Origin of the sequence: Microcoleus sp. D3_18a_C4 (assembly GCF_036702415.1) — a bacterium.
In the GTDB taxonomy this organism is placed as follows: Bacteria; Cyanobacteriota; Cyanobacteriia; order Cyanobacteriales; family Microcoleaceae; genus Microcoleus.
The window spans coordinates 1-21489 of the sequence record NZ_JAUBTI010000020.1 but is presented as its reverse complement, the minus strand read 5'-3'; the positions used below and the strand labels follow the sequence as shown (position 1 = coordinate 21489).

12 protein-coding genes are annotated in these 21489 nt (G+C 46.2%); 4 read left to right on the top strand and 8 right to left on the bottom strand.

Annotated elements, in window-relative coordinates; translation table 11 throughout:
• Both QUB16_RS12085 and rpoB read right to left on the bottom strand, forming a co-directional pair.
• Positions 1–1095, bottom strand: a complete 1095-nt coding sequence (locus QUB16_RS12085) for an HNH endonuclease (RefSeq protein WP_333316262.1) — start codon at positions 1093–1095, stop codon at positions 1–3.
• A 149-nt stretch (positions 1096–1244) separates the two neighbouring features.
• Positions 1245–4631, bottom strand: a complete 3387-nt coding sequence (rpoB, locus tag QUB16_RS12080) for a DNA-directed RNA polymerase subunit beta (protein WP_333316261.1) — start codon at positions 4629–4631, stop codon at positions 1245–1247.
• Between the two features lie 102 nt (positions 4632–4733).
• Here rpoB and QUB16_RS12075 point away from each other — a divergent pair, with 102 nt between their 5' ends.
• Positions 4734–4877 (top strand): hypothetical protein, encoded by a 144-nt coding sequence (locus QUB16_RS12075; protein WP_333316259.1) that lies wholly within the window; start codon positions 4734–4736, stop codon positions 4875–4877.
• A 370-nt stretch (positions 4878–5247) separates the two neighbouring features.
• On the opposite strand, the gene QUB16_RS12070 is transcribed toward QUB16_RS12075, so the two are convergent.
• Positions 5248–6027: a TatD family hydrolase gene (locus QUB16_RS12070; protein WP_333244503.1), complete on the bottom strand. Its 780-nt coding sequence runs from the start codon at positions 6025–6027 to the stop codon at positions 5248–5250.
• 225 nt (positions 6028–6252) lie between these two features.
• The gene (gene rpsT, locus QUB16_RS12065; RefSeq protein WP_333066838.1) at positions 6253–6555 is read right to left on the bottom strand and encodes a 30S ribosomal protein S20; all 303 of its coding nucleotides are present in this window, start codon (positions 6553–6555) and stop codon (positions 6253–6255) included.
• Positions 6556–7447: 892 nt separating this feature from the next.
• Between rpsT and hisD the strand changes: the two genes are divergently transcribed.
• From hisD to QUB16_RS12050, 3 genes are all read left to right on the top strand, one after another.
• Positions 7448–8761, top strand: coding sequence for a histidinol dehydrogenase (gene hisD / locus QUB16_RS12060; RefSeq protein ID WP_333316257.1), 1314 nt, complete (start codon positions 7448–7450; stop codon positions 8759–8761).
• Between the two features lie 323 nt (positions 8762–9084).
• A complete protein-coding gene (locus tag QUB16_RS12055; protein ID WP_333316256.1) occupies positions 9085–9513 on the top strand; it encodes a universal stress protein in 429 nt (142 codons plus the stop codon).
• A gap of 1103 nt (positions 9514–10616) precedes the next feature.
• Positions 10617–12740, top strand: coding sequence for an ATP-binding protein (locus tag QUB16_RS12050; protein ID WP_333316254.1), 2124 nt, complete (start codon positions 10617–10619; stop codon positions 12738–12740).
• Positions 12741–12920: 180 nt separating this feature from the next.
• On the opposite strand, the gene QUB16_RS12045 is transcribed toward QUB16_RS12050, so the two are convergent.
• From QUB16_RS12045 to QUB16_RS12030, 4 genes are all read right to left on the bottom strand, one after another.
• Positions 12921–14189: a carbamoylphosphate synthase large subunit gene (locus tag QUB16_RS12045; protein ID WP_333316252.1), complete on the bottom strand. Its 1269-nt coding sequence runs from the start codon at positions 14187–14189 to the stop codon at positions 12921–12923.
• Between the two features lie 202 nt (positions 14190–14391).
• Positions 14392–15285, bottom strand: coding sequence for an isoaspartyl peptidase/L-asparaginase family protein (locus QUB16_RS12040; RefSeq protein WP_333316250.1), 894 nt, complete (start codon positions 15283–15285; stop codon positions 14392–14394).
• A gap of 603 nt (positions 15286–15888) precedes the next feature.
• Entirely contained in the window at positions 15889–16521 is a 633-nt protein-coding gene (locus tag QUB16_RS12035) for an alpha-ketoglutarate-dependent dioxygenase AlkB (RefSeq protein WP_333316249.1), read from the bottom strand.
• A 461-nt stretch (positions 16522–16982) separates the two neighbouring features.
• The gene (locus QUB16_RS12030; RefSeq protein ID WP_333316247.1) at positions 16983–21392 is read right to left on the bottom strand and encodes an adenylate/guanylate cyclase domain-containing protein; all 4410 of its coding nucleotides are present in this window, start codon (positions 21390–21392) and stop codon (positions 16983–16985) included.
• Between the last annotated feature and the right edge of the window lie 97 nt (positions 21393–21489).

Genomic DNA, 21489 nt, shown 5'->3' with positions numbered 1-21489 from the left:
TCACTCTTTTACTCCTTTATATGTGATATTATTTTTAATATCATAGATAACACTTGAGGATACTTTTAAGTCATCAGCTATTTTAGAGATTGATTCTCTATCTCTAATCCTTTTTCGTACCTCAAGAGCTTGCTCGAAAGTCAATTTTCGTTCAAGATATCCACCCATGCGAGGAACTGGAACCTCTTCGCCTGCTTCCTTCCAAGTGACGTGATATTTAATATCGTGTATGGTTTTGCGGCCGACACTGTATTCCTGTGCTACATCCTTCATCCTCTCTCCTGCTGCTAGCTTTTGTCGAATTTCTCGCACCTTTTCCCAATCTAATTTGGCATTGGAAAGAGGATGACTTTTTCCTTGAGTGCGTCCTTTCTTAGAAGCATCTAACAAATTTTGAGTGCGAGTACCTGCCCAAAGGTGTTCTGGATTGATGCAACTGGGGTTGTCGCAGGTATGACAAGCATCCATCGAAGTCGGAAGTTCATATCCTAATTTCTCGGCTAAAACAGCACGGGTAACTGATTTTAATTTCCCATTTTTCCAGTATCTGCCATAACCTTGACCATCCTTTCCACCTGAGAAAATGATGCAGCCGCTGTCTTGAATTTCTCCTAAAAAATTGGGTGAAACTGTAGTGAAGTTATCGGGAATATTTGTCTGAAGTATCTTAGTAATAGTTTCATGTTGTACTCCATACTCTTTTGCTAGGTGGTTCTTGATGGTTCCAGATAAATATTTAGTCTGAATTTCCCGTAGTTGTGCGATCGACAATATGCCAATACCGGGAATACTTTTGCGTCTGGGAGTTTTGCGATCGCGCCCAATCATCTGCCCGGTATTCTCAGCAGCAGTTCCAGCTACCAGATGTGCCGGGTTGATGCAGCTTCGATTGTCGCAGGTATGGCAACCAAAATAACCGGAACCGAGGAATCCTGCTATTTTTGATTCGAGGACTAAACGGTGGACTAATACTGTTTTGCCATCGATCCACTTGCGCCCGTAACCGTTGCCAAACTTGCTCCCTTGCCAATTAATACAGCCCGTCGCCCGGTCAACTTCTCCTTGAATTCCTGGGACAACTGTTACAATATTCATGTTCAGCGTCTCTCCTGTTTAGAGCGTTGATTCGCCTCAGCAGTGGTACGAACACTGCTGAGGCATTTTAATTTGAGATTGCCGATTAAAGATTAAAGAATTGAATGCTGTCAAAAAATCTTTAATCTTTAATCGACAATCTTTAATGCCTAATCATCGTCAAGTTCGTCACGAGAAAGGGATTCGTAAGTAGGCCGGGAGGGCGATCGCTTGCCCCCAGCATCCGCCATCAAATCCACCTCAACGTGCTCGCTGCCCTCGTCGGACGTATTCACCTTGTGCACAGCAATATCCAAGCACAAAGATTGCAACTCCCGCATCAGCACCTTGAAAGATTCAGGCGTACCGGGGCGCGGAATGGCTTTGCCTTTGACGATCGCATTCAGCGCTTCATTCCGCCCCTGCATATCGTCCGACTTCACAGTCAGCAACTCTTGCAAAGTATAAGCTGCGCCGAACGCTTCCAGAGCCCAGACTTCCATTTCTCCGAACCGCTGACCCCCCTGCTGTGCTTTGCCGCCCAAAGGCTGCTGCGTTACCAGCGAGTAAGGGCCCGTGCTGCGGGCGTGGATCTTATCGTCTACCAAGTGAACCAGCTTCAGCATATAGGCGATGCCGACTGTGATCGGGCGATCGAACGGTTCCCCAGTTCGGCCATCGTAGACAATAGTCTTGCCGGGGTGCTTTTCATTAAACACCCAAGGCTTGCCGGTTTTTTCGCGCGCCTCCTGTAACTTGCCGTGTACGGTTTCGCGCGACTTTTCAGCCCCGTGCATTTCATCAAAAGGCACCATCTTGAACCGCATCGACAGATTTTCGCCCGCCCATCCCAGCAAGCACTCAAAAATCTGACCCACGTTCATCCGCGACGGTACGCCCAAGGGATTGAGCACTATGTCAACGGGAGTCCCGTCGGGCAAATAAGGCATATCCTCCATCGGCAGAATCCGGGACACAATACCCTTATTTCCGTGGCGGCCGGCCATTTTGTCGCCGACTTGAATCTTCCGCTTTTGAGCCACGTAGACGCGGACGACCATGTTGGCGCCGGGGGGCAGTTCGTCGCCCTGTTCGCGGGTAAACACCCGCACGTCCACCACGCGGCCTTTTTCGCCGTTAGGGACGCGGAGGGAATTGTCGCGCACGTCGCGGGCTTTTTCGCCGAAGATTGCCCTCAGCAGTTTTTCTTCCGGCGGTTGGTCGGATTCGCCCTTGGGGGTGACTTTGCCGACTAGGATGTCGCTGGCTTCTACCCAAGCACCTTTGCGGATAATTCCTTGTTCGTCTAGCTGGCGCAGCGCGTCTTCGCCGACGTTAGGAATTTCGCGGGTGATTTCTTCGGGGCCGAGTTTGGTTTGGCGGGCTTCGATTTCGTATTTTTCAATGTGGATCGAAGTGTAGACATCTTCGTACACCAAACGCTCGCTAATTAGCATGGCGTCTTCGTAGTTGTAGCCTTCCCAAGGCATATAAGCTACGAGAATGTTATGACCCAGAGCGAGCTCTGCCCCTTCGGTGGATGAACCGTCGGCGAGCACTTGACCTGCTACGACTCGATCGCCCTCATAAATCAGCGGACGCTGGTTTAAACAAGTATCCTGGTTAGAGCGCTGATATTTTTGCAGTTCGTGTTCGATGCAGCCAGCATATTTTTGCTTCCAAACCGAGGGCTGTTTGACTTTGAGATCGTCGTATTCCTTAATCAGGAAATGTTCTTCGCTGGAATTCGATTCGGCATCTACAGCCAGGGGTTTGACAATAATCCGGGTAGCGTCGATGTAAATCACCTCGCCGTCGATCCGGGAAACCACAACCATCCCGGAATCTCGGGCGGCCTGAGCTTCCAAGCCCGTACCGACGAGGGGCCGTTCTGGTTTCAGTAGCGGCACAGCTTGCCGCTGCATATTCGAGCCCATCAGAGCTCGGTTGGCGTCGTCGTGTTCCAAGAACGGAATCAGCGATGTCGCTACGGAGACGATTTGCACCGGCGAAATCGCCATGTAGTCCACCTGCATCGGAGTGGTGGTAGTAAACTCTTGGCGGTAGCGGACGGCTACTGTTTCGCCCAAGAGGTTGTTGTTTTCGTCGAGGCTGATGTCTCCGGGCGCCACGCGCAAATCGTCTTCTTCATCGGCTGTCATGTAAACGGGGGCTTTGTCGCGCAGCACCCGTCCTTTTTCTACTGGATAAAAAGGAGTTTCAATGAAGCCGTAGGGGTTGACGCGGGCGTGGGTTGCCAAGGAACCGATCAGACCGGCGTTGGGGCCTTCTGGTGTTTCGATCGGGCAAATCCGGCCGTAGTGGGACGGGTGAATGTCCCGTACTGCAAACCCGGCGCGCTCGCGAGTCAGACCTCCAGGGCCCAAGGCGGAAAGCCGACGTTTGTGAGTCAGTTCTGCCAGGGGGTTGGTTTGATCCATGAACTGCGATAGCTGGGAGGAACCGAAGAATTCCTTGATTGCTGCTACCAGCGGTTTGGGGTTGACCAGAGAAGCGGGGCTGAGGGAGTCGGCATCCGAGACGGTCATTCTTTCGCGGATGATCCGTTCTAAGCGGTTGAGTCCGACGCGCACTTGGTTTTGCAGCAGTTCTCCGACACTGCGGACGCGACGGTTGCCTAAGTGGTCGATGTCGTCGGTGGAGCCGATGTCGAATTCGAGGTTAATTAGGTAGTCGATCGCGGTCAAGATATCTTGCGATGTCAGCACCCGCGTTGTATCGGGGACTGTCAAGCGCAATTTTTTGTTGAGTTTGTACCGGCCGACTCTGCCCAAATCGTAGCGTTTGGGGTCGAAAAAGCGCGAGTGGAGGAGCTGTTCGCCGCCCGCCACGGTGGGGGGTTCACCCGGACGCAGTTTGCGGTAGAGCTCCATCAAAGCTTCTTCTTCGCCGAATTGTCCTTCTTTCTCGATCGTTTTTTGGAAGTATTCCGGGTGCCGCAGGGAGTCGTAGATTTCGCCGTCTGTGAGTCCGAGGGCTTTGAGCAGCACCTGAGCCGATAGTTTGCGGGTTTTGTCGATTCTGACCCAGACTAAATCGTTTTTGTCTGTTTCAAATTTCAGCCAAGCGCCGCGGTTAGGAATGAGCGAGGCGTTATACGAACGGCGACCGTTTTTGTCGGTTTCCGATTTGTAGTACACGCCGGGGGAACGCACGATTTGGTTGACGATGACCCGTTCTGCGCCGTTGATAATGAAAGTGCCGCGCTCGGTCATCAATGGCAAATCGCCGATGAAGACTTCTTGTTCTTTGATTTCCCCTGTTTCTTTGTTAATCAGGCGGGTGGGGACGTACATTTGCACCGAGTAGGTGCTGTCCCGGCGCTTGGCTTCGTCCACATCATATTTGGGGCGCTTGAGTTTGAAGTCTTTGCCCATGAAGTGGAGTTCCAGCTTGCCCGTGTAGTCTGTAATCGGGGAGAAGCTGTCGAGTTCTTCGATCAGTCCGGCTTCTAGGAACCAGCGAAAACTTGCCCGCTGGATTTCGATCAAATCGGGCAAGGTGAAGGCGAATTCTGTGTAATCTTTAGTGATCATGGGTGTCCTTTTTCCGCAGTGGCTCTAGCTTTTTACATGGCGCCAAGGCTGGGCTTTTTTACCTTGTTGCGTTTTTTTGATGGATTGTGTGAGAGAATTTATATGATGTTTTCGATCGCCTGCCAACTGCTGCAACGGTTATTATTGCTGGTGGCTCGCAGTATTTTTGTGCGGATTTTAGTTTCGATCGAGATGCTTTTAGCTCTGATCTCGTGGTATCCCTGGGTGAATTCCCTACACTTTTGACTCCTAAAATTGACTTGACAGCTATTGCCAAATTGCTGAGGTTCCAAGTTTCTTCTGATGTGTAAGTTTGAGTGTGTAAGTTTGAGTGTGTAAGTTTGAGGTATTGCGTGAAGTTTTGACCGCTCCCGAAGGTTAGCGTACTCGCGTTGTGTTGGTAGTTTCCGGGCGACATCGCAGTCGCGGAGACTAAGCCAATGCCCGATCGGTCGGTTCTTTTTATTATAGGACGCAAATCCGATCGCAACAGGCAACGCCAAAAGAATCTCCAATAAAGGATGAATCCGGTTTTTCTGGCAGGATAGAAATGGGATTGTCCCGATCGCTGGCTCTTAAATCAACTTGTTTTCCTCGTTTCTCTGTTCTGCTATAACTAAACAGAAAAGCCGAATAGCTGACAGGCATTTTCGGTTGTCTGCTGGGACAAAGTTAAGAGAGAAACTCCTCTCAATTTAGCAACTTGCTCGGCTACGTAGTAGACGTAGGCTGGTTCGTTGCGTTTTCCCCGCTGGGGTACGGGGGCGAGAAAAGGGCAATCTGTCTCGACTAGGATGCGATCGCTATTTACCATACAAGCTGATTCTTGTATTTGCAAGGCTTTTTTAAAGGTGACTGTTCCGCTAAAACTAATGTAGAAACCTAGGTCTAAAAACCACTGGGTTTCTTCGGGCGTGCCTCCCCAGCAGTGCATGACCCCGCGCACTGGTCCGCGTGTTTGCCAAAAGTTCCTCAGCATTTCGGCCATTGGGGCGGCGGCGTCGCGACAGTGGATAATGACTGGTTTGTCAAGTTCCTGGGCGATTTCAAGCTGTGCCTCAAACACTTTAAACTGGTGTTCTCGATCGTCAGCTTTATAAAAGTCCAGTCCGGTTTCGCCGATCGCCACTACCCTAGAGTCCGAACTTGCTAATTCCCTAATCTGGCTTGCAGTCTCGTCTTTCCACTTGTCGGCATCTAGGGGGTGGAGTCCAACCGCAAACGAGACTTCTGCAAACTGGTTGGCGATTGCTTGAATGCCGGCAAACTCTTCTGGCTCTACACAAGAATGAACCAGCCGAACTACACCAGCTTCGCGCCAGCGTTCTCGAATGGCTTCTAACTCAGATTTGTAGATTTCAAAGTTGATATGAACGTGAGTGTCGATGAGCTGCATGGGGGAAGCAGATTAGAGGTGATACGGGAGAGTCCTGGTGGGATAGGGCGAGGGGGGAGTGAGAGAGTCTGGGAGTTGGAGTGGGAGAGAGTGTGCGGGAAAAATCTTCCGTCTTCTTTCTTCCTTCTTCCTGCTTCACGCTTGACTTCTTCACGCTTGACTTCTTCCCTCAACATCCATCCCTTCAATCTTGTACACTGCTTCGTTGCCGAACTTTCTGCTTCCTTAAGACGCTACCGAGGATGTTTCGTGTGGCTTGAGGGTTCTTGCCAAGCGGGACTTTTTGCGAGCGCCGTTGTTGCGGTGGAGTACACCTTTTTTGACAGCTTTGTCAATTTTGCTGTAGGCCTCAGACATTCGCTGCTGGACTTCTTGCATTAATTCCGGGCTCGGAGCTGCGGCGTACTTGTCTACGGCAGCGAAATACTTCTTCATCAAAGTTTTGACCGCTGACTTGTAAGATTTGTTGTACAAGCGGTTACGTTCGGCGATTTTGACTCGTTTGACGGCGGACTTAATATTTGCCATAGTTCAGTTGCTGGAAGTAGGTATTCATTGATACACCCTAGTCTCAAGACAGTCCCAAGACACGGGGATTTTGAAGGACAACCTTTTCGGGATCGATCCGCAAAAAGCTTGATTTTTAATGGCGGAGTGAGACAGCCACTTTCCATTCGCTCAGATTGAGCTGAGTCTGTGGCTACTTTTTGGCGACGCCCGCGCAATAATTTTTTATTGACTCATTTAACTGCCTGTTGTTTACCCCTGACAATACCCAAAGGTATGACACGGGTTTTACAGATGCGTTTTGCGGTGTTTCCACCGTCACGAGTTAAAGTCACGGTTTCTTGCGCGCAATTTTCAAGTATACAATAATTTGGCGTTTTTTTATAAAAAAATTATCAGGTGTTGGAAAAACTAATATAGCACCTATTTTGCTTAAAATCCAATTCTCTGAAAAATCCAAGTTAAGCTATAACAAAGAATACGGGTTATTTGGGCTTCGGCAAGAAGCACTTACCGAAGGTAGAAGGTAAAAAGCTGAAGGTAGAAGGTAGAAGGTAGAAGACAGCCGGATCAGAAGGTAGAAGGTAGAAGGCAGAATCAAAATTCTCCCGATCGAACACTCTCCCTCTCGGATATTATCGGCGTCGGACACTCTCCCCCTCTGCGTTCCAACCCTCTCCCTCCGCAACCGGTTCTCTGGCGGGCAATTCCTAGAGAATGTGGTGACTTGTCCTCAGTGTTGCAAAATCCTCGACAGAGATTTAAACGCTGCACTGAAGCCTTGGAAAATGCCGCGACTATCGCGGTTTAAGCTTGTGGACTGGTGGTGGCCTACTTCTCTAGGAGATAGCCACAAAAATCCCCAATTGTCAAGCAAATGTTAGTGAAGTTATAGACGGCATTCCTAATCTCCATGCTGCGAATCATTACTCAGTGGGTTGAGGCACAAGCTGAACTGCGACGGATCTGCGATCGCACCCATGACGAACTTGTCGTTCACAAAGAAGCCACCGTGCGGGAGGTGCTGCAAGCTGTAAGGCGCAGAGGCGATCAGGCTGTGCTGCACTACACTGCTGAATTTGACCGCATGACCCTAAATGTGGAAGATTTACGGGTGACAGGCGCCGAATTGGATGCTGCTTACCAGCAGGTGTCGAAAGAATTATTAAATGCCATCCGGCTGGCTTGCAAACAGGTAGAGGCGTTTCACCGACAGCGCGTACCCAAGTCTTGGGTGCAGTTTGGTGATGACGAGATTGTTTTGGGCAAGCGCTACACCCCGGTCGATCGAGCAGGAATCTACATTCCTGGCGGTCAGGCGTCCTATCCAAGCTCGGTGATCATGAATGCGGTTCCTGCGAAGGTCGCCAAGGTGCCGAGACTGGTGATGTGTACTCCCCCCGGACAGGAGAAGAAAATGAATCCTGCGGTGCTGGTAGCGGCTCAGGAAGCGGGAGTTGATGAGATTTATCGAGTAGGCGGGGCGCAGGCGATCGCGGCTTTGGCCTACGGTACGGAAACTATTCCGAAGGTGGATTTAATTACTGGGCCGGGGAATATTTACGTCACCCTGGCTAAAAAACTGGTTTACGGGACTGTGGGGATCGATTCTCTGGCTGGCCCGTCGGAGGTGCTGATTATTGCGGATGGTTCGGCGAATCCTGTGCACGTGGCTGCGGATATGTTGGCTCAAGCTGAGCACGATTCGATGGCGTCGGCAATTTTGCTGACGGCGGATTCGGTGCTGGCTAGGAAGGTGGTAGCTGAGGTAGACAGACAGTTGGCAAATCACCCGCGCCGAACTTTAACAGAAAAGGCGATCGCCAACTATGGTTTAGTCGTAGTAGTTGACTCGATCAAAGCGGCGGCGGAACTCTCTAATGAGTTTGCGCCCGAACACTTGGAATTGCAAGTTGCAGATCCCTGGGCTTTGCTCGATCAAATTCGCCACGCTGGGGCGATTTTCTTGGGCTGCTCGACGCCGGAAGCTGTGGGGGATTATTTGGCTGGCCCGAATCACACTTTGCCGACTTCTGGGGCTCCGCGCTATGCGTCGCCGCTTGGTGTCGAAACTTTTATGAAGCATTCGAGTTTGATTCAATATTCACCTGCAGCACTTAAGAAGGTGGGTAGGGCGATTAATGTTTTGGCCCAAGCCGAGGGGCTTCCTTCTCACGCTGATTCGGTGCGGCTGCGGACTGAAAATGAGGGAAAGGGTGAGTTTTAGATGGTAGATTTGAGATTGGCGATCGGCAAAATACATAGGTAGTCAAAAGCGAGTGAATTGCAATGAAAGGAAGCAATTATCTTGCGATTATGGTAGCTTTACATTCTGTGACAAGCGACCCAGTTTATTTGCACCTACCGAGTTACGCACTGCGGGCTTAAGAAACCCGGTTTCTTCCAGAATCTTGCTTAAATGACGCAATTATGTTAAGAAACCGGGTTTCGGGGTAGGTAATAATGATGTTGGTGGGAAGCGCGAAATTGTCGAAAGTAGGCGACAATCAGCGAAAAGTTAAAGTCTAAATATCGGAAATTTAAAGGTGCATGGTATTGAATACTGTTTTGGTAGCGATCGACAATTCAGAGTTAGCGACTCAGGTATTGCAAGTTGTAGGACAATTTCAGCTAGAACCGACGGCAAAGGTGATTCTAGTTCATGTTGTCAGTTCTGGTAGGTCGGATTTTGACGCGGTTGTCGATCGACCTCACGCTCAGGGAAATGAGATTGCTTACCGAGAGGTAGAGAAGTTGCTGCAATCTTATCAGGAAAAGTTGCCTTGCCAGAGCGAATTGGAGATTGTTTCGGGAGAACCAGCAGAAGAAATTGTCCGTTTGGCTCATATCTATAAGGCCGATTTAATTGCGATCGGCTGTCGGGGTTTAACTGGTTTAAAGCGGATTTTAGAGGGTTCGGTGAGTGCGGAGGTTGTCGCTGAAGCTCCTTGTTCGGTGTTGGTGGTGCGGGCTAGGTAGGTAGGCTGGTAAATGCGATCGACTATTGCATTTACCGAAAAACTGGGTCTAAAGCCCCGTCCTTTTAGGACGGCTTTAATTAACTTGAGTTTTTGTTTGAGTTTTCTAGTCTCATTAATATATTTATTTGAAGTTTTTTTGTATTTTATTCCAAACTTTGTATTTTATTCAAAACCTGGTAGAATAAGACTTATGTCACAGGTAGAATAACCGCCGATACACATGAGACACCACGCTCAAACGACTGGTCGGAAAATAATAATGGCTAGTGGGTGGCGAAAACCACGAATAAACATAGCTAGGCTAACTAACGTAAGCTAAGATCAGAGACTAAACTTTTTCGAGATAATTAGATATAAAACTTACTGTGGGACACACAGAAAAAAGAGAAAAAATTCTCGAAAGCTTGGGGAGACAAACCCTCTGAGGTTATCTAAGTTAGGCTCCATACTTGGCTCTTTTGAGCGGATATCTGGTTTAAGTATTGCCGAAAGGATAGATGATTTTAAGGTCTGTCGCAGAACCAAGAATCCCTGCACCTTCAGGTCAGGGAGTGTCAAATAAACCAAGATAGCTAAGCTGAAGTGCATTTAAATTGTATAGTCAAATTTAAGAAAAGTCTTGGGGGTGGGCGTCTCGCCCGCCCACAAAATACAATTTAGATGCCCAACAGCTTATTAATATCATTTGTTATACCAATTTTATATGAGGCCCCGTAGAATCTGATCCCCCCTAACCAAGAGGGCGGGCACTCTTGGCACCGCCCCTACTAAGGGGGAGTAGGGGGTGGACAAGAGCTTGGTCGTCAAAGTCAACCCCTACTCCCCTTATTAAGCGGGATTTAGGGGGAGCGAAATATATGCAACTTCACATTAAATTGGTATTAGTTGAATGCCAAAATTAACTACCTATCAAATATATGCTATTTTGTCAATTTACCGACCAACGGAAAAATAAAAAACTTCCCCTAAGCGATCGCTTTTAACCGCAGATTAACGGGGCTACAAAAAGGGCGAGTCACGCTTGGGATAGCTCCGCTTCACGCTCCTTGGATGAATTGATATTATGATAGACAAAGAACCAATGGCTAAGCATTATCATCTATGCCTCCAACTGCGAATGGTCTAAAAATTCCTCTGCGCGGTGTTCTTGTTGTTCCATTTGTTCTACAAATCTTTACAGCAGTGAGCTTAACAGGTTGGCTTTCCTTACGCAACGGACAAAAAGCGGTTAACGATGTGGCGGCTCAACTTCGTCAGGAACTAATAGCACGCATTGAAGGAGAACTCAAGCAATATATCAACAAACCTCATGATATCAATCGTGTGAATTCAGTCGCTTTTGCACTGGGCCACATGGACATGGTGAATGGCCGCAACGCTAAGCAACTTTTAACCCAAGTGCAAATCTCCCCTTTTGTTTTTTCATCCTATTGTGGCGATGCTCAAGGATATTATCTAGGTGCGACTCGTCGGGAGTCAAAAATCGCGATGACTGCGAGTAATAAAGAAACAAACTATCATTTTTATTTTTATGAAATGGATAATAGGGGCGATCGGCAAAAATTCCTAGAACAGGTAAACTCTTCTTACGATCCTCGGCAACGCCCCTGGTATCTTTCTGCTGTGAAAGCAGGGAGGCCTACTTGGAGCAATATTTTTGTGAATATTGTCAACAATGGCAAGCCTGCAATTACTGCCAGCGAACCTGTCTATGACTCAGAAGGTAAACTTTTGGGTGTCTGTGCCACTCTTGTTGTCCTCTCAGAAAATTTAAGGGAATTTCTGGGAAGTTTGTCTATTGGTAAAACAGGTAGGGCTTTTGTGATGGAGCGATCGGGTTCAATGATTTCTAGTTCCACAAAAGAGCCACTAATCAAAGGACAAGGTAAAGCTCAGAAGATGATTGACGCCGTGGAAAGTAGCGAACCATTTGTGCGGGAGACAGCTAAATATTTGCAGAAATATTTTGGTAAATTTGACAAAATTAATAAATCAGAACAGTTAGAATTTACCCTCAACAGTGAACGGCAGTTTGTTCAGTTGCTACCGCTGAATGATGGTAGAGGTATAGATTGGCTAATTGTAGTCGTCGTGCCTGAATCTGATTTTATGGAGCAAATAAATTATAATAGAAATACGACGATTATCCTTTGTCTGTTATCACTGGTAATCGCAACAGGATTAGCAATTATCACTTCACAATGGATAGCTAAACCTATTCGGCGATTGAGTCAAGCCAGTCAGGCGATCGCCAGTGGAAATTTAGAGCAAAATGTTCCCGACACTCTCGTAGAGGAATTGGTAACTTTATCAGTATCTTTTAATCAAATGAGTCACGAATTAAAGAACTCTTACCACACCCTTGAACAAAAAGTAGAAGAACGCACTCAAGAACTACGGGAAACTCAAGCCCAACTCATCCAAAGTGAGAAAATGTCATCTCTGGGGCAACTGGTAGCCGGGATTGCCCATGAAGTGAATAATCCGGCGAATTTTATTCACGGTAATTTATCTCATCTTAGCCAATATACCCAAGATTTACTAGATCTACTACAGCTTTATCAAAAGTATTATCCCCAGCCGGTATCGGAGATTCAAGCCAAGTCTGAAGATATTGAAATCGAATTTTTGAGCGAAGACTTAGCAAAACTGCTCAAGTCTATGAAAGTAGGTTCTGAACGTATCCGCGATATTGTTAAATCTCTACGGAATTTTTCTCGATTGGACGAAGCAGATTTCAAAGCTGTCGATATCCATGAAGGCATTGAAAGCACCCTGATGATTCTGCAAAATCGTCTCAAGCCCAGACACACACATCCAGAGATTGAAGTGATCAAAGAGTACGGTACTCTGCCGCAGATCGAATGTTATGCAGGACAACTTAACCAGGTATTTATGAATATTCTGACAAATGCTCTGGATGCTTTAGATGAGCGAGATCGGGTGGAGAAAAAAACAATTCGGATTAGTACGAGTCTGTATAACTCAAAATTGGTCAGAATTTGTATTGCTGATAATGGGTGTGGCATCACAGAGGAAGTCCAAAAACGGCTATTTGACCCATTTTTTACAACCAAGCCCGTAGGAAAAGGTACGGGAATGGGGATGTCTATTAGTTATCAAATTGTGAGCAAAAAGCATAAAGGGAAACTTTGGTGTACATCAGAACCCGGACAAGCAACAGAGTTTTGGATCGAAATTCCCCTAAATCAAAGTGTTATTTAGTTGAGGATATTCGCGACCTGTGGCATTATCTTGCCGAACCCCATGAATCGGGTCACTTCAAAGCTGTGGAATCTTCAATTTTGATTTTTGATGGCCCGTTTGCCGATATCACCGAACCCTGGGCGCGAGATGAGGGGGAAAACCGCACAACCGCTGCAATCGGTAGAGTAGATATTAACCCTATTGCTGCAATCCCTTACTGTGCAAATTCTGCTCGATGTCCTGCATATCCTTCATATCCTCACCAGCAACTATCCCGTAAATTTCCGTGTAGATTTTTCCGTATTTAACCTTCTCTAAAGCCGACAAGATTATCAAGTCCTTGCGATCGAGTTCGGGTTTCAGGGTGACAAGAATCGATTCCAAAGTCCCATCCATTCGCCAGTCACTGGAATATTTAGCCACCTCCTTTCCCAGCCCCAGTAAGGTATGGCGCTGTAAGCAAAGCGGAGTCGAGCCATTAACTCGGAAATTGGCATCAATAGCATACAACTCTCCCTCAGAGTCTTCCAGCACGTCGAAGCCAATTACGCCGAAATAACCCTGTTGGTGAGCATATTTACCAATAGCGGCAATCATCTCAAAAAACCTACTCATGTCGGTTTCGCGGTAGTGAATTAGTCCCCCTAAATAGCTGCCCTCTGGAGTGACAAGTTGGCCGGTAGTGCCGATAAGCGTGATATTTCCCGTTTTGCTTACATAGAACTGCACGCAATAGTTCTGCACTTCATTCTTGACGAATTCCGAGACAATAATCGTATCCACCAACTTAATATCGAGATATTTCCTCACTTCCTGCAAGCAGTAGTTCAGATCGCTGGCGCTTTTGATAATATAAGTGCCTTCTCCAGAAAGTCCGTGGGATGTTTTAATTAAGTAGGGGAATTGCTCTGGTAACTGAATGCTTTCGAGATTGACTTCGTGCAGATGGTAGGTTTCGTATTTCGGACATTGCACGCCTAATTCTGCTAGGGTTGCTTTGCTGAGCAAGTGGTAGTGGATGTCGGGATGGACGGCGTGTTTTTCGGGTTTGAGATTGTCGAAGGGAAATAGAGTCAGGAGTTTGTCAAAGCGATCGCTTACGCTGAGATCTTCGAGATAAGTTGAGCAGTCTATCATCTCCATACTGCTGTTACTGAAGCCCAAATGATCCCGCCAATAGTCAATCAGCGAGTTCGGCGGCTCATTAATTACAATCCCTGGAATGGCATCGCCTAACACAGCCAGATTTTTCCAAGGTTCCTTCTGACCAATCTTGTCGAAAGAAGTTTTGGTGGCTTCACTGCTGCCGTCTTGAATAAAGTATTTTTTCCTGTTGGGGTAAGCAGCCCAACTGGCAGTTGCAGGATAATTTAGGATGAACGCATAACGTCCATCTGTGATGTCGGGAGCAAACAAATCGGAAAGAGAATTACCCTGAAAGTAAGGAAAGTCGTATGTTGAGTTCATAGAAACCTCCAAGTCGAGTTTGAATTGAACTGTTTTCCGGGCAAATAAGTAACTCGACATAATTAAAAGTAGGGTGGGCAATGCCCGCCCTACAAATTGAAAAACTGTTTATTGATGTCCAGCTACTTAATACCTAGGAAACAAGATATTAGTTGCGGAATTTTAACTCTCTCCAACTAGAGAGAATGCAGCCTCAATAATTTCAATGATGGACGAGTTGTTTTTTCTTAGTGAACGCAGCCACCTTGTCCATTTCTGATGTTCTATAAGCACAAGCCATGTCCGTTGAATTATGCGCCCAGCCAACCCGCCCTTGAGGGTCTATGAGGATGCACCCAGCTTCTCCTGCCACCTTAGATGCTAGAGTCTCAATTGCCATCTTCGCTGCTTCATCGGGGTGCTTGCCGGAGGCTAGAAAGTCGATCGCCGTCTTAGCCAGAACTACTGGTATAATCGACTCGCCATCGCCTGTGGTCGAGCAACCGCCCTGTTTACTGTCAGCAAACAAGCCTGAGCCGATAATGGCGCTGTCGCCGACGCGACCGGCCGGCTTATTCATAGTGCCCCCTGTTGAGGTACCGGCAACTAAGGTGCCACTACTGTCCAAAGCTACACAACCAACGGTATTGGGGCGGTCAATAACTTCTTTTTCCTCCTCCCACTCTTCCTGTTGCTCATCAGCGATTAAGTCTTCTTTTGTACACATCTCGGCTCCACTTTCTGCAGCAAACTTTTCTGCATGATCCGCTACTAAGAACATGGGTTTTTTATCCATAATCTTTCGCGCCACAGAGATGGGATGGCGCACGCCTTGAACATTTGCGAGCGCTCCCCAAGCTAATGAACCGCCTTCCATCATCGCTGCGTCTAGCTCTACTTCTCCCTGATTGTTGAGAACCGCTCCAAAACCTGCGTTAAATGTCTGGTCAGTTTCCAAAACCCGGATAGCTGCCTCAACAGCTTCTGCTGCGGAACCCCCGCTTTTGAGCACTGCCCAACCAGCTTCTGCTGCTGCGGTACAGCCTGCATTGTTGGCTGCAACCTTCTCTTCTGTGATGGTTTTTGCTCCACCGTGAACAATAATACTCAATACCATAAGTTGCCTTTTTTTTATCTTAAAATCTACTTAAAAAAATCTTACATTAATCAAGTTTTAAGTAGTTTTTTCTCCCTCATAGTTTTATAGATTAGCGGTGTTTAATTGGGGGTTCTTCTATCTTCAGAGATAATTATTTGTGTCGAGGTTTGTGTTCCTTCAGACTTAGCTCTTTACGAATTATTAATAGACATCTGACCAAAGTTCTGTCAATAGTGTGAGGCAATTTGGCTGCGAGTTAGTTAAGGAAATTGAAATATTTAGGGAGTAAAGAGGGGGTAAAATTTAAGACGATGCACTACACATTAACAGGCAAAATGGGTAAGCCTGAAGAATGAGACTTTGAGAGAAAATAAGTGCGATCGCGCTTCACACCACTCTGAGCCTTTCTGCTTACTCGCCAAAAACCCTCGCAGCGGCAACAAACTAGCCGCTTGACCCAAATTCAGCAGTAGCAGCGGCACTCCCGTGCGATCGCTAATTCGGCGGTACTGTTATTGCTGTGCGAAAATCGCTACTTTTACTGTTAATAAAAGTTGCAATCTTTTTTTTAAACCGCAAGTAAAAGCAGATAAAAGCATAGGCAAATTACCATTAATTCAGTTAGCTTACTTTCCTGAAAGTAAGGTTAATTCTTGGTTCAGTAACTTTGGCTGATTTCGGGATTTGGTGTTGCCAAAAATGCTGGGTTACTCCTTTCATCAGCAGGAAGCTTCCAGGAGTTAATTGAATTTCTAATTTCATTTCTTTTTGGTATTTGTGCCTGAGCATAAAACGACGAGTAGCCCCAAAACTTACAGAAGCGATCGCTGGGTTTTCACCAAGTTCTGATTCATCATCACTGTGCCAAGCTACACTATCTTTGCCGTCGCGATATAGATTAAGCAAGACGCTGTTAAACAATGTACCTGCTATTGCTTCTATTTTAGATTTGATTGTTATGAGTGTAGGTGTCCATAGATTAGGATCCATTTTTATTTGGGAGTAAGTGTATGATTTACCTGCATCTCCGTACCATGCGCTAAGTCGCGGTATAGCGACTTGCTTGCCAAAAAGCAGGGCCACCTCTTGCTTCCAATTAATAGTGCTGTACAATTGGGCAAATATCTGGTTGCTCTCATTGTTATTGAAGAAGTCGCGGTACATGATTATGTCGGCATCAGGCAGAGATAATTGCTGACCATGCTTCTGGCTTTCTGCTTTTGGCTCTTCCCACAATGAAAGTTGAGTATACATAAATCTGCTCGCTGATTACCTTTTACTGAACTTTATAAATATACAGTTGTTGACACAAGCACGGCCCAGCTTTACTATTAATCATGTAAAGCTAATTTTAGCATTTTAACAAGACAAGGATTATTACTTTTTGTAACCTACATAAGTTTTTATGTGTTCACCAACCAAATCCTGAATCGTCATTAAAGATGAGACTGGTGTCAATTAGCTATGTACTATGAATTGCTTTCAAATAATTAAATCTGTTCTTGATGAAGCTTATGTCCAAATTCCAGGAGATGAAGCTAAAAACCATTAGGTAATTAATGACGCACTAGAATACCTGCGAGAAGAATATTCTCACCTATCGCAGGAATGTAACATAGATTCTAGCGATCCGAGGTTGAGGGGGTTGTCACCCCGTCAAATGAAAATGATCTCCCCCTCCAACAATGTAGCGATCGAGATTTGGACTTTTATGATTAATAGAAATTGTGTGGCCTGTCTTTAATTTGTGTGCGATTTCTTAAAGTAGACTGACAGCGTTCCCAATAAATTTTAGAGACGCGATCGCCCGGATTCTGACGCCAACACTCGGAAAAAAGCCCTGCCGCCTCAGCTAACTTCCCTTGCAAGTAATTTGCCCTACCTTCTGCAAACAATTGCAGCGTAGCTAACTTGCCCTCTTTAATTTCTGGCGGATCGCAATCAAACACCTCATAAACAGTCACCGCTTCAGATTTTCCCTTGACTTTTACCGTATCGAGAGTGCGGATTGCGTACTGGGAGAGATTTTCTAAGCGCGAGTAAGTTGACTGTGTAATTAATAGCGACACCCCATAATTTTTCGTCAAACTTTCCACGCGAGAAGCTAAATTCACCGCATCGGAAATTACTGTGCCCTCCATACGATTTTGTCCTCCCACCGTTCCCAGCATCAAAGTTCCAGTATTAATTCCAATCCCAATCTGAATCGGCTCATAGCCAGAATTAGCGCGGTGTTGATTATATTCAACGAGGCTCTGCAGCATAGCAATTCCCGCTTTCACTGCATGATCCGCCTCGCCGCTAAACAGCGCCATAATCGCATCGCCAATATATTTATCAATAAACCCGTTATTTTCATTAATGACGGGTTCCATGCGAGAAAGATAGGCATTGATAAATCTGAAATTATCCTCCGGCGTCATGCTTTCCGAGAGCGTGGTGAAGTCGCGAATATCGGAAAACAACACCGACATTTCCAACTGCACTTGGTCGCCCAATTCAACATCAATAATGCTTGATTTATCTAAAAACTGGAGGAACTGATTGGGAACGAAGCGCTCGTAAGCTTGGTTGAGTAGAAACAGTTCATTGGTAAATCTGATTCGCTCTGTTTCGGCTTTTTTGCGTTCCGTGATATCTTGAAAGGCTACAATTGCATAAGAAATATTGTCCTTTTCATCATAGATGGGCGTACCCCAACCCTCGATCGGAATAATCTTGTTGCCTTGGTGGATTTCCATATCGTCAGCGGTGGCACTTTCCCCCTTCAACGCTCGCACAATCGGCAAGTCACCATAGGGATATTCCTGCTCTGTTCCCGCTTGATATACTTGATAAACCTCTGGTATTTGCTCGCTGGCGACTTCAGGGATAACTCCTTTACCTAATAATTGAATAGCAACGCGATTACTATAGTAAAATTTGCCAGAAGCATCCAGCACTGACACCCCCACTGGAATTGCTTCTAAAAATTGAGCGAGTCTGTTCTCACTTTCGCGGACTTCTGTATAAAGCTTAGAATTTTGGATCGAGATAGCCGCCTGTCCCGATAACACTTTTAAGAGTTCGACTCTTTCTGGCGTAAAAGCTCCCGCTGTCAGATTGTTTTCTAGGTAAACAATACTGACGATTTGAGATTGGTTAATCAGCGGCACACATAAAATAGATTTTGGCTGATTCTTTTGGATGTAGGGGTCGTTGGTAAATTGTCCCTCTCGAACCGCATCATCGAGTACCACGCTTTCTTGAGTGCGAGCCACATAATTGATAATTGCGGAGGAAAGTTCCTGACAATTTTCAACTGAGATTGACTGCAACACGGTGACTTGTTGGGAATTTATTGTGCCTTCAGCTTCAATTAATAGCTTTCCCTGGCTTGATAAAATTAAATAGCCTCTTTGCGCCCCTGCACTTTCCATCAAAATTTTCATCAAGCTAGACAGTAATTTATCCAGCAGAATTTCGCCAGAAATGGCCTGAGAAGCTTTCATTACTGTGGTGATATCTAAGTTAGAACCAGAACCCTTGGTCGTCACTGAGGCCGTAGTTGTAGTTGTTTTTATTCCCGGTTGGATTGGCGCCAATAACTGCGGATATCGCGTTTCTAAATCCGTTACCTTAGCAGTGGCTCCCCATTGAACATAACAATAATATGCCTCAATCATGTAGGTTTGAGCAAGTTTTTCTTTGCTCCATTCCCAGTAGAATTTGGCTGCTAGTTCGTTAGCTAGTGCTTCTTCGTTGAGGAATTTATTTTCTTTGGCTCCAGAAATGGCGCGATCGTACATTTCAATAGCCTCAGCTTTGTTACCCAACACCCGTTGCCGTTCTGCCTCAACTAAATACCATTTATGCAGATAATTCATGGGAGCATTTTGCGCCCACTGTTGCAGAGTAGTTTGATGAATTTCCACCTCAGCGAGAATTTCAGCTTGCTCAATTTCTGGGCGGGTGGGAAAAAGTGCCAGGTGGGTGACGGCGGCATAGAAATGAAAAATGGGAACAAAAGCTAATCCCGATACTGCTATTAAATACTGTTTGCCTTGGCCAACGCAGTCAAGAGCAGCGGTGTAATTACCGCATGAGTAAGCAAGCAACAGTTTGTAGATGTAGACAACAGCGATCGCCGTGAGGTTATTGTCCTGATGGTGCTTAGGAATCATCACCGTTTCATCGTAAGCAGTTCCTATTAAACAACCCGACAGAATAGGGGTTTCCCTCAAATTCCACACCGTCTGCTGGATTATATCCAAAAAATCCTGAGCCGGATCTTGCTTCACCTGAGCCAAGACAGTCCTGTAACCGACGATTTCAGGTTCCCAAATATCCAGTTCGATCCCACTGAAAAATTTGTTATTAAAGTAATGACCTATGCTGTAGCCAGCGCATACAAAGTCGCCTGTTTCCATGCCAGCCGTATAACCATCTTTCAGCGTCGGTATCGTTCCCAAGAGAGCTTCTTGGCGATTCTGAATCCAACAACCAAACAAAAGCAGAATTATAGACTTGAATTCGGGCACATTGAACCGATCGAACAATGAGAGTGCCAATTGCCCAAAGCCATAGCCGGTTTCCACCTCTTGTAAAAAGGCACACAACACCATGCCGTGAATCGCATACCCCACAGTCGAGGCGGGTGCATTCCCAAATTCGAGCGATAAACTCACCATCGTCGAGCTAATCAGGCGTATCAAACCAGGCATTCCCTGGAAAATGGGTGTAAGCAAGATTCCTAACAATTGCATGGCTGCCTGAGTCTGTGGATTTGTCATCACAGGTAGGTCAACTAATTCCTCAATCTTTCTGCCGCCGAGGAGGCCAGCAAGGGCTTGTAGCGCTTTGCCAATCTTGGCTTCATCAGGTTCGACAGGGAGTTCAACCCCCAGTTGCAACAGTGCATTTCTGCCGACTGCAATGGCTTCTAACATCTTGTTTTGGGATGTCCCGGCGACGATTTTAATTTCGTAAATTTTAACTTTCTCTAAAATTGTCTGAGCTTCTTGTAAAACCTGTGCTGCCATCTGTTCCATACCCTCAATGTCACCATTCAAATAGGCAGCTTCGGTAGCAGCAATATAGAGATTCAGGGTCAACTCATACTGACTTTGCCAGCAGTTGGCTCTCAGTAGCTCAATCCCTGTTTGCAGATAGATATTTGCGGCTGCGTAAGCGGTAGAATTTCTAGCCTTACGTCCAGCTTCTAAGTTGAGTTTGGCTAAGGCTTCTCGTTCACTTAATTGATTGATTAACTCAATTCCTTGATTCAAATGCCCCACTATATCAAAGAGTTTGTCTTCTCTTTCTATCTCCGAATAATTTTGGAGGAGTAACTGTCCGATTGTCAGATGAGTGGCTTGTTTTTGGTTGTCAGGAATCAATGAGTAAGCGGCTTGTTGCACGCGATCGTGCAGGAAGCGATAAGTTGGATTGGTAATAGACTCAGTATGGGATTGAGCATCTGTGGGAATGAAGCATTTATAGCCTTCTGTAATGGGTAAAATGAGTCCTTCTTGCAAGGCTTTCCATAGTGCTGATGCTGTTGGTTCTGGTAATTTTTCGCTGACTATTGCCAATGTCTCTAAATCAAACTGCGCCCCAATGCAGGCGGCAAGTTTGAGAACCTCCTGAGTAATGGCCGGCAACTTCTGCAATTGCACCGCCATAAACTCCACCACATCCGAGGCGTGGGTAAGTCTAGCTTGAGCAATATCGCACTGCCACCCCCCTTTACTTCCCCCCTTAGTAAGGGGGGACACAGGGGGGTCAAAGATAATTTGACCCTCTTCATACAGCAACTTGAGGAATTGAGTAGAGAAAAAGGGATTACCTTTGATTTTTTGATAAACCAATTCTGTCAAGGGCCCGGCTAAGGATAAATCGCAAATCAGCGTATCTGCCACTAACTGATTAATATCTGCTAAACTCAACGGTTGCAGCGTAATAGTGTTCACCACTGCGCCAGACTTAACAATCTCATCCACCGTCAGCATAAATGGATGAGCAGCGGACACCTCATTATCTCGATAAGCTCCCAACACCAATAGATGCGCTGTATCTTCCATCAACAGTTGTAATAACTTCAAAGATGCCGAATCCGCCCATTGCAAATCGTCCAAAAACATCACTAAGGGATGTTCGGCAGTAGTAAGCTGTTCGACATCTAAACTGCATTAACTAAGTTACCTTTATTGTTTATTTTTCGGTTCCATTTCATAATTAGTT